Origin of the sequence: Alistipes sp. CAG:29, from assembly GCF_000435435.1 — a bacterium.
Taxonomy (GTDB): Bacteria; Bacteroidota; Bacteroidia; order Bacteroidales; family Rikenellaceae; genus Alistipes; species Alistipes onderdonkii.
In genome coordinates, this window is record NZ_FR893456.1 from 17,196 (window position 1) to 34,643 (window position 17,448).

The 17,448-nt window shown below is 59.8% G+C and carries 12 protein-coding genes and 1 pseudogene; 8 read left to right on the forward strand and 5 right to left on the reverse strand.

The annotated features are described in order from the left end of the window. Positions 1 to 19: 19 nt before the first annotated feature. From QVP03_RS05850 to QVP03_RS05870, 5 genes are all read right to left on the reverse strand, one after another. On the reverse strand, positions 20 to 1,402 hold the full coding sequence (locus QVP03_RS05850) for an efflux transporter outer membrane subunit (RefSeq protein ID WP_022332612.1): 1,383 nt from the start codon (positions 1,400 to 1,402) through the stop codon (positions 20 to 22). Then, positions 1,399 to 4,494, reverse strand: a complete 3,096-nt coding sequence (locus QVP03_RS05855) for an efflux RND transporter permease subunit (protein ID WP_022332613.1) — start codon at positions 4,492 to 4,494, stop codon at positions 1,399 to 1,401. The genes QVP03_RS05850 and QVP03_RS05855 overlap by 4 nt, the downstream gene beginning before the upstream one ends. A gap of 3 nt (positions 4,495 to 4,497) precedes the next feature. Next, positions 4,498 to 5,748, reverse strand: a complete 1,251-nt coding sequence (locus QVP03_RS05860; RefSeq protein ID WP_026318606.1) for an efflux RND transporter periplasmic adaptor subunit — start codon at positions 5,746 to 5,748, stop codon at positions 4,498 to 4,500. Positions 5,749 to 6,293: 545 nt separating this feature from the next. After that, entirely contained in the window at positions 6,294 to 8,285 is a 1,992-nt protein-coding gene (locus QVP03_RS05865; protein WP_022332615.1) for a sensor histidine kinase, read from the reverse strand. Positions 8,286 to 8,327: 42 nt separating this feature from the next. Next, on the reverse strand, positions 8,328 to 8,720 hold the full coding sequence (locus tag QVP03_RS05870; RefSeq protein WP_022332616.1) for a response regulator: 393 nt from the start codon (positions 8,718 to 8,720) through the stop codon (positions 8,328 to 8,330). Positions 8,721 to 9,073: 353 nt separating this feature from the next. Between QVP03_RS05870 and QVP03_RS05875 the strand changes: the two genes are divergently transcribed. The 8 genes and pseudogenes from QVP03_RS05875 to QVP03_RS05910 all read left to right on the forward strand — a co-directional run. Continuing rightward, entirely contained in the window at positions 9,074 to 9,442 is a 369-nt protein-coding gene (locus QVP03_RS05875) for a response regulator (protein ID WP_018697057.1), read from the forward strand. Then, positions 9,439 to 10,605 carry a sugar transferase gene (locus QVP03_RS05880; protein ID WP_022332617.1) on the forward strand — a complete coding sequence of 389 codons (1,167 nt, stop codon included), beginning with the start codon at positions 9,439 to 9,441 and terminating at the stop codon, positions 10,603 to 10,605. Before QVP03_RS05875 ends, QVP03_RS05880 begins: the two co-directional genes overlap by 4 nt. Positions 10,606 to 10,618: 13 nt before the next feature. Continuing rightward, positions 10,619 to 11,428: a TolC family protein gene (locus QVP03_RS05885; RefSeq protein ID WP_018697055.1), complete on the forward strand. Its 810-nt coding sequence runs from the start codon at positions 10,619 to 10,621 to the stop codon at positions 11,426 to 11,428. Between the two features lie 847 nt (positions 11,429 to 12,275). After that, a complete protein-coding gene (locus QVP03_RS05890; RefSeq protein WP_288210672.1) occupies positions 12,276 to 13,661 on the forward strand; it encodes a hypothetical protein in 1,386 nt (461 codons plus the stop codon). Between the two features lie 13 nt (positions 13,662 to 13,674). Further along, entirely contained in the window at positions 13,675 to 15,180 is a 1,506-nt protein-coding gene (locus QVP03_RS05895) for an O-antigen ligase family protein (RefSeq protein ID WP_022332620.1), read from the forward strand. Between the two features lies 1 nt (position 15,181). Then, complete coding sequence (locus tag QVP03_RS05900) at positions 15,182 to 16,072, forward strand: glycosyltransferase family 2 protein (protein WP_022332621.1); 891 nt, start codon at positions 15,182 to 15,184, stop codon at positions 16,070 to 16,072. Further along, entirely contained in the window at positions 16,069 to 17,271 is a 1,203-nt protein-coding gene (locus tag QVP03_RS05905) for a glycosyltransferase (RefSeq protein ID WP_022332622.1), read from the forward strand. The genes QVP03_RS05900 and QVP03_RS05905 overlap by 4 nt, the downstream gene beginning before the upstream one ends. Further along, positions 17,268 to 17,448, forward strand: a pseudogene (locus tag QVP03_RS05910) (glycosyltransferase family 1 protein); the annotation flags it as partial. The gene QVP03_RS05905 and the pseudogene QVP03_RS05910, both read left to right, overlap by 4 nt.

Consider the following 17,448-nt stretch of genomic DNA (forward strand, 5'->3'; position numbering starts at 1 on the left):
ACCAAAGAAGCCGGCAGGGTTATTCCGCCCAGCCGCCACCCAGAGCTTTGTAAAGGTCGACCAGAGCCAGGTGTTCGTCGCGCACGGCATTGCTGACCCCGATCTGGGCGTCGAAATAACGGCGCTGGGCATCCAGCACGTCGATATAATTGATGCTCCCGCCCCGGTATTGCAGTTGGGCGAGTTCGACGTATTTCCGGGCTGCGTCGCGCAGGTTAACCTTCAACGCGGCCGTCCGGCGGACGCTGCGGTAGCTGACCACGGCATCGTTGGCCTCCTTGAAAACCGTCAGCACCTTCTGTTCATACCCCAGCCGGGCCTCGTCGTAGGCGGCCAGCGCGGCCTTGTACCTGGCCTGCTTGCGGCCGAACCCGAAGACCGGCGAGGCGAGCGTACCGGCGACATACGAGAACGGCGAACGGAAAAACCCGCTCACATCGTTGTTTTCCCATCCGCCCGTCAGGTTGAACACGATGCGCGGGAACCGGTCGGCGTAGGCCATGCCCGCGGCTGCCATCGCCGCACGGAGCTGTTGCTCCGAAGCCCGCACGTCGGGACGCCGCAGGAGCAATTCCGACGGCAACCCCACGGGAAGCGATTCGGCGAACTCCGCCTCGGTATTCATCTTGCTGCGCACGACCCGCCAGTCGGGATTTTCACCCATGAGCAGGGAAATGCTGTTCTCCATGACCTCGATCTTGCGTTCGAGGTCGGGGATCAGCGCCGCCGTAGAGGCGTACTCCACTTTCGCCTGCTGGAAGACCGTTTCAGAGGTGAGGCCGCCCTCGAAACGCAACTGCGCCTGGTAAGCGCCCTCGCTGCGCGTGATGAGCGTACGCCGCACGATGGAAAGCTCGTTGTCGAGCGCCATCAACCGGAAATAGGCGGCGGCGACCTCCGCGACGAGCGTCATCTGCATCGCACGCCTGTCCTCGACCGATGCGAGGTATTCGGCACCGCCTTTGCGTTTGGCCCAGCGCAGGTTTCCCCACAGGTCGAGCTCCCAGCTCACGGTAGCCTTGGCGCCGAGTTCGGGGTCGCGGCTCGGCTCCTCGCCCGCATAGTCGTTGGTTTCGTGATCGGCGTAGACCGTTCCCGACACCGACGGCAGGCGTCCGGCCTTGCCAATACGGTAGAGCTGGCGCATACGTTCGACACGCGCCGCCGCGGCAAGCATGTCCTTGTTGTTGGCCAACGTATGACGGATGATGTTGCACAGGGTCGAATCGCCATAAAACCGCCACCACTCCATGTCGGCGATGGCGAGCGAATCGGCCGCAGCACCCTCGGCGATAGCCGCCGGGAAGTCGACCTCGGGCGCCTTGCAGTGACGCACGGCCGAGCAGGAGCCCAATCCAGCGGCAGCGGCCAATATCATAAGTAATATCGCAAGTCGTTTCATCGTTTCAGTTTTTCTTTAATCCGGTAAATCCACACGAAGAAGAAGGGCACGAAGACAATGCCTACCGTAATGGCGACCAGCATGCCGAAAAAGACGCCCGTCCCGATCCCCTGGCGGCTCGCCGAGCCCGGCCCCGAAGCGAAGACCAGCGGCAGCAGGCCGAGGATGAAGGCCAGCGAGGTCATGACGATCGGGCGGAAACGCAGGTGCGCCGCCGTGAGCGCAGCGGAGACCACGTCACGGCCTTTCTCAACCTCTTCCTTGGCAAATTCCACGATCAGGATGGCGTTCTTGGCCACCAGGCCCACGAGCATCACCAGTCCAATCTGAAAATAGATATTGTTCTCCAGCCCGCAGATCCAGATACCCAGGTAGGCGCCGATACCGGCCACAGGGAGCGACAGGATGACCGCCACGGGCACCGACCAGCTTTCGTACTGCGCCGCGAGGAACAGGAAGACGAACAGGAAGGCCAGCGCCAGTACCAGGCCGGTCTGCCCGCCGACATGCTTTTCCTGGTAGGAAAGGCCGCTCCACTCGACGCCGACCGACGCGGGCAAGTGCTTTCGGACGAGCTCTTCCAGTACGCCCATCGCCTGCCCCGAACTGTAACCGTGTGCGGCCTCACCGGAAATGGTAGCCGAATTGAACATGTTGAAACGCTTGATATTCCCGGCACCCGTCGTGTAGTGCGTCGTTCCGAGCGAAGTGATCGGAATCATCACACCGCCCGCGCCGCGGACGAAAAAGAGGTTCAGGTTATCGCGCTGCGCACGGTAGGGAGCCTCGGCCTGGATGTAAACGCGGTAGATGCGGTTGAACATATTGAAGTCATTGACGTAGATCGACCCCGTAAAGGCCTTCATCGTCGAGAAGATGTCGGACATCGATACACCCAGCAGCTGCGCCTTGTCGCGGTCGACGTCGAAATAGAGCTGCGGGATGTCGCCCTGCATGGACGATGCCAGCCCCGTAAATTCGGGACGTTGCGAAGCGTAATACATCAGCGTATCCACGGCATGCTGCAAATCCTGATAGGTCGTATTGCCCCGCGCTTCGAGCACCATCTCGAAACCGCCCGAGTTGCCCAGGCCGGGAATCACGGCGGGCGTCGAGAGGTATACCTTGCTTTCGGGGTAGCGCGAGAGTTCGGTGCGCACGCGCTGCATCACGGAGCTCAGCCCCTCGGAGTCGCGGTCGCCCCACGGTTTGAGGATCACGGTCAGCTGGCTGCGCGCCTGGTTGGTACCCACGCGGGGACTGGAACCCGTGACGTTGAGCACGTACTCTACGTCGGGGTCGGCCATCAGGAACTTCATCGCGCGGTCGGTCACCTCGCGGGTACGTTCGATCGTCGCCCCCTCGGGCAACTCCAGTTCGACGGTGAAGTAGCCCTGGTCTTCCTGCGGCATGAAACTTTGCGGCACGAGCCTGTTCATCAGCCAGATGCCGATCAGCACGATGCCGAAGGCGGCGAACATGCGGCGCGAATGTTTCAGCGCCCCCTGGATCATGCGGCCGTAAAACTTGTTGCCCGTCGCCAGGGAGAGGTTGATGCGGCGGAAAAAGCGGTTTTTCTTCCCCTCGCCTTCGGGACGCAGAAAAAGCGCACACATCACAGGGCTGAGCGTCAGCGCCACGACGGTCGAGATGACCACCGACACGGCGATGGTGATGGTGAACTGGCGGTAGAGCTGACCCGTAATGCCCGAAAGGAAACTCACCGGGACAAACACGGCGCACAATACCAGCGACATGGCGATCAGCGCCCCGCTCAGGTTGGACATCGCCTTTTTGGTAGCCTCGTAGGGCGAGAGGTGCTCCTCGTTCATAATGCGGTCGACATTCTCCACGACGACGATGGCGTCGTCGACCACGATGCCGATGGCGAGAATGAGCCCCAACAGCGTCAGCATGTTGAGCGAAAACCCGAAAACGAGCATCACGCCGAAGGTACCGATCAGCGAGATGGGCACGGCGACGATCGGGATGATCGTGGCGCGCCAGCTCTGCAACGAGAGGAAGACCACGAGGATCACCAGCAGCAACGCTTCGAACAACGTCTGGTAGACATGATGGATCGACTCCGAGATGTAGGTCGTCATGTCGAACGGAATCTCGTAGCCGATGCCCTCGGGGAAGTTGTGGCTGATCTCCTCCATGGCCGCCTTGACCAGCGCCGCCACCTCCATGGCATTGGCTCCGGGCAGCATGTTGATATTCAGCACGGCGGCGTTCCCGCCGTTGATGCCGCTCTCGGTATTATAGGACGACGCTTCGAGCGAGATACGCGCCACGTCTTTCAGGCGGATGATCGACCCGTCGGGGTTGGCCCGCACGACGATGTCCTCGAATTCGCTGACAGACGACAGACGCCCCTGCGCCGTGATGGGGATCGTCACGTCGATGCCGTTCATGGGGGCCTGCCCCAGCACGCCGGCGGCAGACTCGCGGTTCTGGTCTTTGAGCGCCGTCTGCAAATCCTTGACCGTCAGCCCCAGATCGGCCAGCTTGTCGGGCATGACCCATATCTGCATGGCGTAATAACGGCTGCCGACGTTCGAAACGCTGCCCACGCCGGGCACGCGGCGCAACATGTCCAGCACGTTGAGCGTCGCATAGTTCGAAAGGTAGATTTCATCGAACTTGGGGTCGGACGAAAGCAGGGTTATGGTCATCAGTTTGCTGGCCGCCTGCTTCTCGACCGAGATGCCGTTCTGCACCACTTCGGCAGGAAGGCGCGCCTCGGCCTTTTTCAGGCGGTTCTGGATATCCACGGCTGCCAGGTCGGGATCCGTCGAAATGTCGAAGGTCACCGTGGCGGAGAAACCGCCCGAGTTGGAGCTCGACGACTCCATGTAGATCATGCCGGGAGTACCGTTCAACTCCTGCTCGATGGGCGTAGCCACAGCCTGCGTCACGGTCTGCGCATCGGCACCTGGGTACGACGCCGAGATACGCACTACGGGAGGTACGATCTGGGGATACTGGTCGACGGGCAGCAGTGCCAGGCCGATGAAACCCACGATCACGATGATGATGGACAGCACCGTCGAAAAGACGGGCCTGTCGATAAAGAAGTCCGCTTTCATAGGCTACTGTTGTTTTTCGGCCTCCTCATCGCGGCGCGGAGCGACCGGTTCGACTTTCATGCCGTGCTGGAGTTTATGGTAGCCCTCGACGACGATATCCTCGCCCCGCACCAGGCCGCGTTCGACGACGATGTTGTTGCCCCATTCGGGGCCCGTCTCGACAAAACGCTTCTCGACGATGCTGTCGGGGCGCACCACGTAGATGTAGGCGCCGCCCTTCTCGATCTCGATAGCCTTCGACGGCACGACAACGGCATCCTCACGCACGTCGAGCAGCAGCCGCACCTTGGTGAACTGCCCCGGCAGCAGGATGTGGTCGGGGTTGGCCATCTCGGCTCGCACGGAGAAGGTACCCGTCTGCGGGTCGACCTGCGGATCGGCGAAATCTACCAGGCCGCGGTAGGGGTATTCCGAGCCGTCGGCCAGGGTCACGGTGATATAGGGATCCCACTTGCGGGTCGAATCGCGGTGCCCGAGGTTGACGTTGCGCGCCTTGCTGCGCAGGTAGTCGAGGGCCGTCATGCTGAAATCGACACGCACGGTATCGCTCTTCACGACCGTGGCGAGCAGCGATTTTCCGCTCGGCCCCACGAGCGTACCGATGTCGGCGTTGCGTTCGGAGATATAACCCGAAATAGGCGACTGCACGGAGGTATAGCCCAGGGTCATCTGTGCCTGCGTGAGGTCGGCCTCGCCGACGGCCACATCGGCCACGGCACTCTCGTAAGCCGCCGTGGCATTGTCGAGTTCGAGCTGGCTGGCGGCACTCTGTTCAAAGAGCGGACGGATACGGTCGAGGTCGCGCTTGGCTTTCAGCGCCTGCGCCCGGGCCTTGTTCAGCTGCGCCTTGGCCTTGTCCACGCGCGCACGGTAGACCCGGGGGTCGATCACGAAGAGGGTTTGCCCCTTCCTGATGTAGGTACCTTCGGCGAAGAGCATCTTTTCGAGGTAGCCCTCGACGCGGGCGCGGATTTCGACGAACTGCTGGGCGCGGATGCGGCCAACGTAATCGCCATAGATATTGACGTCTTCGGTCGTTACGGGTTCCACCGCCACGACAGGCAGGACGACTGCGGCGGGACGCGGCCGGAGCAGGATGACGAGCAACACCGTCACGACCACAAGGCCGGCAATGACTCCGATCCACTGGCCTCGGCTCAGTCTTATCCGGACATGGGCGACACGGGAGGCCGCTTTTTTCACACCGTTCAGGTTCAGCTCCTGCAAATTCGGTTTCAATTTATCAAATTTCATAAAGCACTAATATAATTGGGGGCAGCAAAATGGGGTTCAAACCTTGCGCCAGAATTGCAGGCAGCCCTTTAAAACATTTATTGACAGCAAAATATCTACCAAATACCAAATCAAATATATACAAAAATCTGTGGAATAATTCTACATCCGTGTGGAATTATTCCACAACGCCCCGGCAACTCCGCCTGCCCCGGGGTCTTGCGACGGCCGGAGCCGTAATCGGCGCATCCGAACGCATTGGAGGCAACTGCCCCGGCTTCGCGGCGCAAAGGTAACAAAACAAGTCCGGGCAGGCGAAAAAATGCACCAGGAAGGTTACAGCAAATCCGGCCGGAATATTATCCGAAACGGGCACATTTCCGGCCGGGAAGCCATAACTTCGGGGGAAGCATCTCCGACGGGAAGGCACAAAAAAAAGACCCGTACGGGTCTTTTTGCCATATCGCGGCAACGCTGTCCACCGCATCATACACCCCGCCTCACGCGGTGTTCTACACATCTGCGGAACAAGCTGGAACCAAGCGGAAATTCCACACTCAGAGGGCTCATTTCCGATCGCAAACGAGGCGGCCTTCCCCCGTCACCTTGAGGATCCGGGCGCTTCCAGAGGGCTCAAATCCCCCCCCCTCACGGTTCTCTCCATCCTCGGGGAAACGAATGTCGATCGGATGGGCAAAGACAAAACGCGCACCGGCGGTATAGGTCGGATCGACCCAGATGCGGCCACCGAAGATCATGGCTATCTGGCGGCAAATGGCAAGGCCGAGGCCCGTGCCTTTCTTCTTGTTGCCGTCGAGTTTCTCGAAACGGTTGAAGACCATCTCCTGTTTGTCGAGCGGAATGCCGGGGCCCGTATCTGTCACCGAGAAGAGCACTTCCCCGTGTGCCTCGTCGACCTCCACGCCGAGCGTGATACTCCCCTGGGAAGTGAACTTGCCGGCGTTGGTGAGCAGGTTGATCAGGATCTGCGACAAGCGGTGGACATCGGTTACGAGCATATAGGAACCCACGGCACATTCGAGACGCCCCTCGACACCTTCCTGCCGCGTATGGGCGGTCGTCATGAGCACATGTTGGCAGACCTGCACGATCTCCTCGGACGAGTAGTTGAATTTGATCTTGCCGCATTCGAGCGACGAAATGTCGAGGATGTCGTTCAGCAGCGTGAGCAGCATCTCGGAATTGTTGACCACGATGGCGCAGTACTCGGCACGCTCCTCCTGCGAAAGTTCCTCGCCCTGCATCAGCGACGAGAAGCCCACAATGGCGTTGAGCGGCGTGCGGATCTCATGGCTCATATTGGCCAGGAACGCCGATTTGAGCATGTCGGACTCTTCGGCCTTCTCGCGGGCGACCACCAGCTGTCCCTCGCGCTCTTCGAGCGTGCGCTTGAGGCGCCGCGTGCGCAGGAAAAGCGCCGCGACGAAGACCAGCAGCAGCACCAGCAGTACGATACCCGCCACGAGCAACTCGATGTAATGGGAATATTTCGAGAGTTTGGCCGCTACGGTATCCTCGACCACACTCCCCTTAGGAAGGGCGTATTCGGCAATCTTCAACTCCTTGAGCTTGCGCGAATCGAAGAGGTACTGGCCATCCGTAAGATGGAAATGCGTCCCGTCTATCCTGCCCGATGTGTAGTACTCCTTGATCTGCGAAGCGATGACCGAGGCTGCATTCTCGTATTTGGGGACATAGCCACCCACGGCCACGTCGCCGATGCCGATCTGGGATATCGAGAAGACCGGGATGCGCGGATTGAACTGCACCAGGTCGTTGAGCGAACGCTGCATGAGGTACTCCCCGTCGCGGCCCACACGCCAGGTACCGAGTATCGCCGCGGAACGGTGCGACAGCGACGCATAGGTATCATGCATCGCCTCGTCCCCTTCGCGGCTGTCCACCAGCACAAGGTTCATGTCGGGATAGTTCTTCATCTCCTCGCGCACGAGTGCCTGGAGCGAAATACCCCCGTAGGTGTTATCCGAGATGAAGGCGACGTTCTCGGCCTCGGGGAAAAGCGAACGGATCAGCTCGATATTGCGACGGACGTCGTACTTGTTGAGCATACCGCCCACATTGTTCAGGCTGTCCGTCATGTTCATGTAATTGATCGAAGGGGGCAGCCACATGCCGAGACTATCCTCCGGCGGCGGGAGCACGATGCCATTGGAGCTGACATAGCAGCAGAAGCACATCACATCCTTGGGGATATGCCCCAGCGAGACGAACGACGCCCAGGCCTCCTGCCCCAGCAGGACGATGGCGCGAAGCCCCTTGTTCTCATACCGGGAAATCATGTTCTCGGTCTGCGACATCCAGATAGGTGCGTCGTTGATGCTCTTGCATTCGAGCGTTTCGACATAGATATCACACGGTACGCCCGAGGCCAGGATGTTGCGTTCGAACTCGGCGATGAAGCCCGACATGCGGCGCGTATCGGGATTATACGAAGAAATTATCAGGATGCTCTCCCTCTCCTGCGGCTCCTGCGCCCGGAGCAATGCCGGCAGCAGGGCGCAACAGAGAAGAAGCATCCGAAATTTTATCACGGGGTTTCTGGTCATAGTTTTCCTTGTCTATCGCGAAAGCAGCGCCGTAATCCGCGTACGGAGTTCATCCGCCCGCAGAGGTTTGGCAAGACATTCGTTGAAGCCGGCCTGGAACATGCGTTGGCGGTCGGTCTCGAACGCATAGGCCGTAAGTGCGATGACGGGGACATCGGGCGCAATCTCCCGCACGCCCCGAAGCGCCTCATAGCCGTCCATGACGGGCATGTTGATGTCCATCAGCACCAGGTCGGGGCGGCTGTCGGAAAACAGGGCGACGGCCTCTTTTCCGTTCCATGCGTGTAACAGGTCGTAATCACGGCGCAGCAACACCTCGACAAGCTTATAATTACTCGGATTATCCTCGGCAACCAGCAAGCGGGGACGGTTGCCGACCGGATTTACACTATTGTCACACTCCATCGCTTCATCGGTTTAACAAAATCGCCCGACAGCGGCAAAGACCGGACAATTGCACAAAAATACCATTTTTTTGATTAATAATAAAATATTTCCCTTTAAAAATTAACAGCACCCCGAAAACAGGACGGGAAATCCGGGCGTTTTTGACATATAAATTACCTTAAAAGTTTATAATGCCAATTTTTTTACCGATATTTGCACGGGGTATCCGGATCAGGAGCGGGAAACGACACGGTTTGCAACGCCCGCTCCGGAATTCCAGGTAAATTTAAATAAACAACCGCCCGGAACCGGACAACGAGCATGCGACGCTTCCCGTTCCGGAAAAACCCGATGACAACGAACCGCCGAACATGAACCGCAAGAAAGTACTGATCGTAGACGACAAGGAGCAAATCGCAAAAATCCTTTTCGCATACCTCCACCAGGATTACGAATGTTTTTACATGCAGAACCCGCCGCAGGCCATCGAGTGGCTCTCGCGGGGGAACATGCCCGACCTGATTATTTCGGACATCCGCATGCCCGAAATGCGCGGCGACGAATTCCTGGCATACCTCAAGCTCAACGAACTCTTCAAGCAGATCCCGGTCGTGATGCTTTCGAGCGAGGACAGCACCTCGGAACGCATCCGCCTGCTGGAAGAGGGTGCGGAAGACTATATCGTCAAACCGTTCAACCCGCAGGAACTCAAAATAAGGATTAAAAAGATTTTGGATTGAAGTACCCCGTCATCTACATCAAAGGCAGAGGCAACCACACGGCCCGTTTCACGGAGCTGACCGAGGGACAGATGCGTATCGCAGGGGATATCGGCGCAGCCATGGGCAAGCTCATGCCGCTCAAGGACGACCACGCCTTCATCCTCTACGAACAGCAGGGCGAGGAGGACATCCGCAGCATCCGCTTCCTGCGTTCCTGGTTCCCGGGCGCCGGCATCGTCCTCATCACCTCGGGGCGGCTGACCGGGGAGGAGCGGCGTGCGTACCTCGGAGCCGGCGTGAACAGCGCCGTGCCGGGCGACATATCGCGCGCAGATTTCCTCCGCATACTGCAATTCATGACCGACTATACATTCGTCCGCAAACCCGTCGCAGGCGCCGGGAACGAAGTACGGTTGTTCCGCATGCCGCTCTGGAAACGGGCGTTCGATATCGCGGCATCGCTCTCGGCGATCCTCCTGCTCTCGCCCCTGCTCATAGCCGTGGCCGTGGCCGTCAGACTCGACAGCCCGGGGCCAGTCATCTACAAGTCGAAACGTGTGGGAAGCAACTACCGGATCTTCGATTTCCTGAAGTTCCGCTCGATGCGCTCCGACGCCGACCGGCGGCTCAAGGAGTTGGAGGATCTGAACCAGTATGCCTCGGCACCCGCCGCGGAAGACGACGCGAAAATGGTGCTCGACGACGAAGAGATCCGCAAACTGCTGGCGGACACCGAAAACGGCATGCTCTATGCAGACGATTTCGTGATCCCCGAGGAGGCTCATCAGCACCAGCTGGAAACCGAACAGGAAAACGCGTTCGTGAAGATCGAGAACGACCCCCGCATCACGTGCCTGGGGCGTTTCCTGCGCAAATACAGCATCGACGAACTCCCGCAGCTCTTCAACATCCTGCGGGGCGACATGTCGGTCGTGGGCAACCGCCCGTTGCCCCTCTACGAGGCCGAACGCCTCACGAGCGACGAATATATCGAACGGTTCATGTGCCCCTCGGGCCTCACGGGACTGTGGCAGGTCGAAAAACGCGGGCAGGCGGGGAAACTCTCGCCCGAACAGCGCAAGCAGCTCGACATCGAATACGCCCGCAGGATGTCGCCGTGGTTCGACCTGAAAATAATCCTGCGCACGTTCACCGCATTCATACAGAAAGAAAATGTTTAAAACCCAGCAACATATGAAAAGGGCCGTCTTCACACTCTGGCTGCTGCTGGCTGCTGTCGCCGCAACGGCGCAAAGCGAGCCTACGCCACCCGAATTCGAATACAGCGACCTGCAACGGCTTACTCCGGAAGATTACATCGACATGCAGCTGCCCCCGCTCCACGTACTGATGGAGAATGCGCGCCATGCACCGCAGGTCGGCTATTACGAGTCGAACCGCGAGATTGAGGAGCGCGAACTGAAAACCGTGCGCCGCAACTGGATGCGCAATTTCAAGCTCAACGCCAACTACAACTACGGATCGTCGGACATCTACAACCAGAATTATCAGGACAGCAACATCCCGATATGGACGACGACCACGACCGGGCGCGAGCAAAGCTGGTGGAACGTCGGGGCTTCGTTCTCGATCCCGCTCGACGAGATTTTCAACCGCCGCAACAAGATCAAGCAGCAGAAGAAGCGTATCGAGAACACCCAGTACGACCTCGACCGCTGGTACGACGAGTTGCGCATGAAGATCATCGACGCCTACACCACGGCCGTCGAGCAGCTCTCGATCCTGCGGAGCGCCGCCGAAGCCAAGATCACGTCCGAGGCACAATACCGCATGACCGAAGTGGACTTCGTCAAAGGCAAGCTCGACGCGCAGACGCTGAGCCGCCAGAAGAGCCTCGAAAATTCGGCGACCCGCGAATACGAGCAGGTGCGGCGCAACCTCAACGACGCCCTGCTGCGGCTCGAGATACTCACGCACACGCCGATCATCAACAAACCCATATCAATGCCCGGGACATCGAAAGAAGCGACTAAAACCGAATAGCCTATGAACTACATCGCATATACCGCGCGGTTTCTCTACCGCATCAAGTGGTGGCTGATACTCTGTCCGCTGCTGGTCGCGCTGCTCGTCTACATAAAGATGGGTACCAAACCGCGCAACTACAAGTCCACGACGACGATCTACACGGGCATCGTCTCGGGATACGACATCACGACCACCGAAGGCTCGCGCCAGGACTGGAACGTCATCAACAATGCGATGGACAACCTGATCAACATCATCCTGTCGCAGTCCACGCTCAAGAACGTTTCGCTACGCCTCTACGCACAGGGGCTTACGCACCTCGACCCGGACAACGACAACCAGTACCTCTCGGCACGCACCTCGCGGTACCTGCTGAGCAAAACCCCGCCCGACGTCATGGAGCTCGTCGACCACACTTCGGAAAAGAACACCTACGAGAACCTGCGCAAATACGAAGAGATAGACCATAACAACCACGTCTACGGCATGTTCCACTGGAGCCCTCCGTATTACAGCTACCAGGCGCTGAGCCAGATCAAGGTCAAGAGGCTGGCCAACAGCGACATGCTGGAAATCAGCTACGAGAACGATGACCCGGCCATCGTCTACAACACGCTGATTATCCTCAACGACGAGTTCGTCAAGCAGTACCGCGACCTGCGGTTCGGCGAGACGAACAACGTCATCGCCTATTTCGAATCCGAGCTGGAGCGGGTGGGAAACAACCTGCGCAACCTGGAGGATTCGCTGCGCGACTACAACGTCCAGCACCGTGTCATCAACTACGACGAGCAAACCAAGCACATCGCCGCCCTCTCGCGCGACTACGAATTGCGCTACGAGGAGATCCTGNTTGCGCTACGTGAAGATCCTGCTGAACTTCGAGAGCGCCGAGAAACTGCGCGCCTCGATCGAAGGGCAGCTCGAAGGGTTGCAGGAAACTTTCCGCAACAACGCCGAGTTCATCGAGAAACTCCATAAGATCGGGAGCATCTATTCGCGCCTGTCGGCCGCCGAGGCCTTCCAGCCCGAAACCGACGGCACGGAAGGTATTTCCGACCGGACGGCCATGCCCGCCAGCCGCAACGACACGGGGCAGTTACGCAGGAAACTGAGCGAGGAGACCCGCAGCCTGCAGGAGCTCACGACGAACATCGCCAACCAGCAGTATACGAAGGAGGGACTCTCGGCAAATTCGATCGTGACGGAGTGGCTCGCCGCCGTGCTGCTGGCCGAGAAATCCCGCGCCGAACTGGCGGTGATGAAGCTCCGCAAGCAGGAACTCGACCAGAAATATACGCAGTTCTCGCCCGTGGGCTCGACCCTGAAACGCAAGGGACGCGAAATCAACTTCTCGGAACAGTCTTACCTCTCGATCCTCACGGCGCTCAATACGGCCCGCCTGCGCCAGAAGAACCTGCAGATGACTTCGGCGACGCTGAAGATCATCAACGCCCCGGTGCTTCCCCTGGAGGCTGAACCGAGCAAACGCAAGATGATGGTTGCCGCGGCAGGCCTCGCCACGCTCCTGTTCGTACTGGGATTCTTCATCCTGCTGGAACTGCTCGACCGCACGCTGCGCGACAAAGTCCGCGCCGAGCGCATCACCAAGGGGCGGGTCATCGGGGCCTTTCCCGGCAAAGCCTATTTCGGGCAACGGAGGTTTACCAAGCAATACCGCGAGATCGCATCCCGCTATATCGGCAATGCGGCAGTCAACTATTTCGACCCGGCCAAACAGCCCAACGTACTCAATATCCTGAGCACCGAGCGCGGGGACGGAAAGAGCCTGATCGCCGAACACTTGGCGGCATTCTTCCGCGAAGCGAACATGAAAGTCCGCATCGTATCGTGGAACAAGGATTTCGACATCGAACGCAAAGAGTACCTGCTGGCCGAGAAACTCGGGGATTTCGTGCGCGACACCCCGGGCGAAGTTCCCCTCGCCGAGGCCGACGTGGTGCTGGTGGAATACCCGCCCTTCGCCACGAGCTCCGTCCCGAAGGAGTTGCTGCGCCATGCGGCGCTGAGCATCGTCATCGCCCCGGCGAACCGCACGTGGAAAGACACCGACCAGCTGCTTTTCGAGAAGGCCGAAAAACTCTCGGGACGCACCCCCGTCGTCCTCTGCCTCAACTGTGCGGGGCGCGACGTGGTGCAAACCTTCACGGGCCTGATGCCCCCTTACAGCCGTCTTCGCAGGCTGGGGTATCAGATCAGCCAGTTCGGATTCACGGCCGTCAAATAAACTGCGGCACGTCATGGAACGCTACGGCAGCATAACCACCCCGGTCAGCGTGCCCCGGCTCATCGTCGGGGCAATGCTTGCCGCCGGCGTGGCCGTGCTCATCATGGCGTTCACCAAATACGGGTTGCTCGCCGGCCTGGCCGTCTCGGCGATTCCGGCGGCGCTGTGTATACTGTGGGTCACGCTGCGCAACCCTGCCATATCGATGCTCGGGCTGTTCGTGGTCAACTATTTCATCATGACGCTCACGCGTTATGCCTACGACCTGCCGTTCGGGATGATCCTCGACGCACTGATCTTCTACAACTTCCTGATAATAACGCTGCAAGCCCTGATGCGCCCCATCGAATGGAAGCGAGCCAGCTCGGGACTGACCGTTGTGGCGGCGATCTGGATGGCCTACTGCATCCTCGAAATAGTGAACCCGGAGTCGGTCTCGGTCGCGGGATGGTTCTCGTCGGTGCGGTCGATCGCGTTTTATTTCTTCTTTATCGTCGTGCTCACGCAGCTCACGATGACCGAGTACAAATACCTGAAATACATGCTCGCCGTATGGTCGGTGCTGACGCTGATCGCCGTCGGAAAGGCCTGCATACAAAAATTCTTCGGCTTCAACGCTGCGGAGAACTACTGGCTGTTCGTGCTGGGCGGCCGTTCGACACACATCATCCACAGCGGCGTGCGCTACTTCTCGTTCTTCAGCGACGCGGCCAATTTCGGCGGCTCAATGGGGCTGTCGATGGTCGTGTTCTCGATTTCGGCGCTCTATTACCGCAACTCGTGGATGAAGCTCTACCTGCTGCTCGTGGCGGCCGCGGCATGCTACGGCATGCTGATCTCGGGAACCCGCAGCGCACTGGCCGTACCGTTCGTGGGCTACTCGGCCTTCATCATGATGTCCCGCAATATCAAAATGATCGGCGCGGGTATTTTCCTGGTCATCGCAGCCTTCGTCTTCCTGAAATTCACCACTATCGGGCAGGGGAACAGCATTATCCGGCGTGCCCGCAGCGCCTTCAATACAAACGACCCCTCGTTCCAGGTGCGCCTGGCAAACCAGGCCAAACTGCGCGAGCTGATGGCAGACAAGCCTTTCGGCGCCGGACTGGGGCACGGTGGCGGCAAAGCCAAGACCTTTGCCCCGGACGCCCCGCTGTCGCAGATCCCGACCGACTCGTGGTTCGTGATGGTCTGGGTCGAAACGGGCGTCGTCGGCATCCTGCTGCACATCGGCATCCTGCTCTACATACTGGCGCGTGGCGCCTACCTGGTGGTCTTCAAACTGCGGAACACCCAGCTGAGGGGATTCACGGCGGCGCTTACGGCGGGAATCTCGGGTATCGTGGTCATGGCCTATGCCAACGAGATCCTGGGACAGATCCCCACGGGCGCCATCCTCTACATGAGTATGGGTTTCATCTTCCTCGCGCCGCGTTTCGACCGCGAACTGGCGCGCAAGGAGATACTGGACAGGGCGATGTCCGCACAACGGCCACACGCAAGGGAAAATTACGAATAGCATGAAACCGCTGATTTCGGTCATATCGGTCAACTACAACGGCTACGCGCTTACCTGTGCCATGGTCGAATCGCTGCGGCGGCACGTCACCTCGCCGCTGGAGATCATCGTGGTGGACAACGGCTCCGCCCGCGACGAGGCGGCCATGCTGCGCGAACGCTACCCGGGGATCAAGGCACTGCGCAGCGAGCGGAACCTGGGGTTCGCCGGAGGCAACAACCTGGGGTTCGCAGCCGCGACAGGCGATTACCTGCTGTTGCTCAACAACGACACCGAGGTCGAAGACGACACGCTGCACTACCTCTGCGAAACCCTGGCGGGCAACCCCGCGATCGGCGCCGTATGCCCGAAGATCCGGTTTTTCGCTCCCCCGCGGCATATCCAGTTCGCCGGGTATACGCCCCTGACGCGCGTCACGCTGCGCAACGCGCTCATCGGCTTCGGGATGCCCGACGACGGGTCGTTCGACACGCCGCGCGACACGCCCTACGCCCACGGCGCGGCGATGATGGTACGGCGCGAAGTACCCGCAAAAGCCGGAACGATGCCCGATATCTATTTCCTCTACTACGAAGAACTAGACTGGTCGGTGCGTATCCGTGAACAGGGCTGGCAAATAGCCTACGACCCCCGTTGCACGGTATTCCACAAGGAGAGCGCGACGACCGGACAGCAAAGCCCCCTGAGGAGTTACTACCTGACCCGCAACCGGTTGCTGTTCGCATGGCGGAACCTGCACGGCACCGCCCGGATGCTTTCCGTCGCCTACCAACTATGCATCGCCGTCCCCAAAAACATCGCCGCGGCGCTGGCACGCGGGCGCGGCGACCTGGCAAAGGCCGTACTGCGCGGTGCCGGGGGCTTCTTCACCCTGAAAAACAAAACGGCATGACGCTACTGCTCGACATCCTCGACTGGACATTCGTCTTCGTACTGGGACTCCCGGTGCTCTACCTCTTCGTCTTTGCGGCCGCCTCGACGCGCGCACGCAAGGACACCTATCCCCCGGCACGGCGGCAACGCCGGTTCGTGACGCTGATCCCGGCCTACAAAAGCGACGCGGTGATCGTCCATGCAGCGCAGTCTGCGCTGCAACAAGACTATCCGCAGGAACTGCACGAGGTAGTCGTCATCGCCGACCGACTGCAACCGGCCACGCTCGCCCAATTGCGCCGGATGCCGATCCGCGTACTGGAAGTCTCCTTCGAAAACAGCTCCAAGGCTAAGGCGCTCAACTTCGCCGTAGGGGAAATCGGCCCGGACGGCGCGGAGGCCGTGGCCATACTCGACGCCGACAACCTGGCGGGCAGGGAATTCATCGCCCGCATGAACGACGCCCTCGACAGCGGCATCCAGGCCGTGCAGGCACACCGCACGGCCAAGAACCGCGACACGGACACTGCCATACTCGATGCGGCGAGCGAGGAGATCAACAACTCGATTTTCCGTCGCGGGCATGTGGCGCTGGGATTCTCTTCGGCGCTGATCGGCTCGGGCATGGCCTTCGATTACAAATGGTTCCGCGACAATATCGCCCGCTGCACCACTTCGGGCGAGGACAAGGAGCTCGAAGCGCTGCTGCTGAGGCAGGGCATCTACATCGACTACCTGGACGACGTGCGCGTGCTGGACGAGAAGGTACAGGGCGAAGGTGCCTACTACAACCAGCGGCGGCGCTGGATAGCGGCACAGTTCTACGCCCTTTCATCGGCCGTAAGGCAGCTTCCGGGCGCAATCCTCTCGGGGAATACGGATTACTGCGACAAGCTGCTGCAATGGTGCCTGCCGCCGCGCATCCTGCTGCTGGGGCTGGTGCCCCTGTGGGCCGTCGTGATGACGGTATGCGCACCCATGGGTTCGATAAAATGGTGGGTGGCCGTCCTGCTGCTGCTCCTGGCCATGGCGATGGCGCTGCCCGACGAGCAGGCCGACGACCGGCTGGGACACGCCCTTAGGCGAATGCCCGTCCTGTTCCTGCTGACGCTGGCCAACCTCTTCCGGCTGCGGGGCACCAAAGACAAATTCATCCACACCGAACATACCGGGGCCGGAAACAAAGCCCCCGGAAACAATACCGGAAACCGACCATGAAAATTGCGATCGAGGCACAGCGCATCTTCCGCCCCAACAAACACGGCATGGACTTCGTGGCGCTCGAAACCATCCGCTGCCTGCAACGGCTCGACACGAAGAACGAATACTTCATCTTCACGGGCGAAGGCGAAGACCGTTGCCTGGAGGAGAGCCCCAACATGCACATCACGACGC

What these genes read in the sequence shown, in the direction of transcription:
- QVP03_RS05850 (WP_022332612.1), bottom strand. Translation starts at nt 1,402, where the DNA reads ATGAAACGACTTGCGATATTACTTATGATATTGGCCGCTGCCGCTGGA.
- QVP03_RS05855 (WP_022332613.1), bottom strand. Translation starts at nt 4,494, where the DNA reads ATGAAAGCGGACTTCTTTATCGACAGGCCCGTCTTTTCGACGGTGCTG.
- QVP03_RS05860 (WP_026318606.1), bottom strand. Translation starts at nt 5,748, where the DNA reads ATGAAATTTGATAAATTGAAACCGAATTTGCAGGAGCTGAACCTGAAC.
- QVP03_RS05865 (WP_022332615.1), bottom strand. Translation starts at nt 8,285, where the DNA reads ATGCTTCTTCTCTGTTGCGCCCTGCTGCCGGCATTGCTCCGGGCGCAG.
- QVP03_RS05870 (WP_022332616.1), bottom strand. Translation starts at nt 8,720, where the DNA reads ATGGAGTGTGACAATAGTGTAAATCCGGTCGGCAACCGTCCCCGCTTG.
- QVP03_RS05875 (WP_018697057.1), top strand. Translation starts at nt 9,074, where the DNA reads ATGAACCGCAAGAAAGTACTGATCGTAGACGACAAGGAGCAAATCGCA.
- QVP03_RS05885 (WP_018697055.1), top strand. Translation starts at nt 10,619, where the DNA reads ATGAAAAGGGCCGTCTTCACACTCTGGCTGCTGCTGGCTGCTGTCGCC.
- QVP03_RS05895 (WP_022332620.1), top strand. Translation starts at nt 13,675, where the DNA reads ATGGAACGCTACGGCAGCATAACCACCCCGGTCAGCGTGCCCCGGCTC.
- QVP03_RS05900 (WP_022332621.1), top strand. Translation starts at nt 15,182, where the DNA reads ATGAAACCGCTGATTTCGGTCATATCGGTCAACTACAACGGCTACGCG.
- QVP03_RS05905 (WP_022332622.1), top strand. Translation starts at nt 16,069, where the DNA reads ATGACGCTACTGCTCGACATCCTCGACTGGACATTCGTCTTCGTACTG.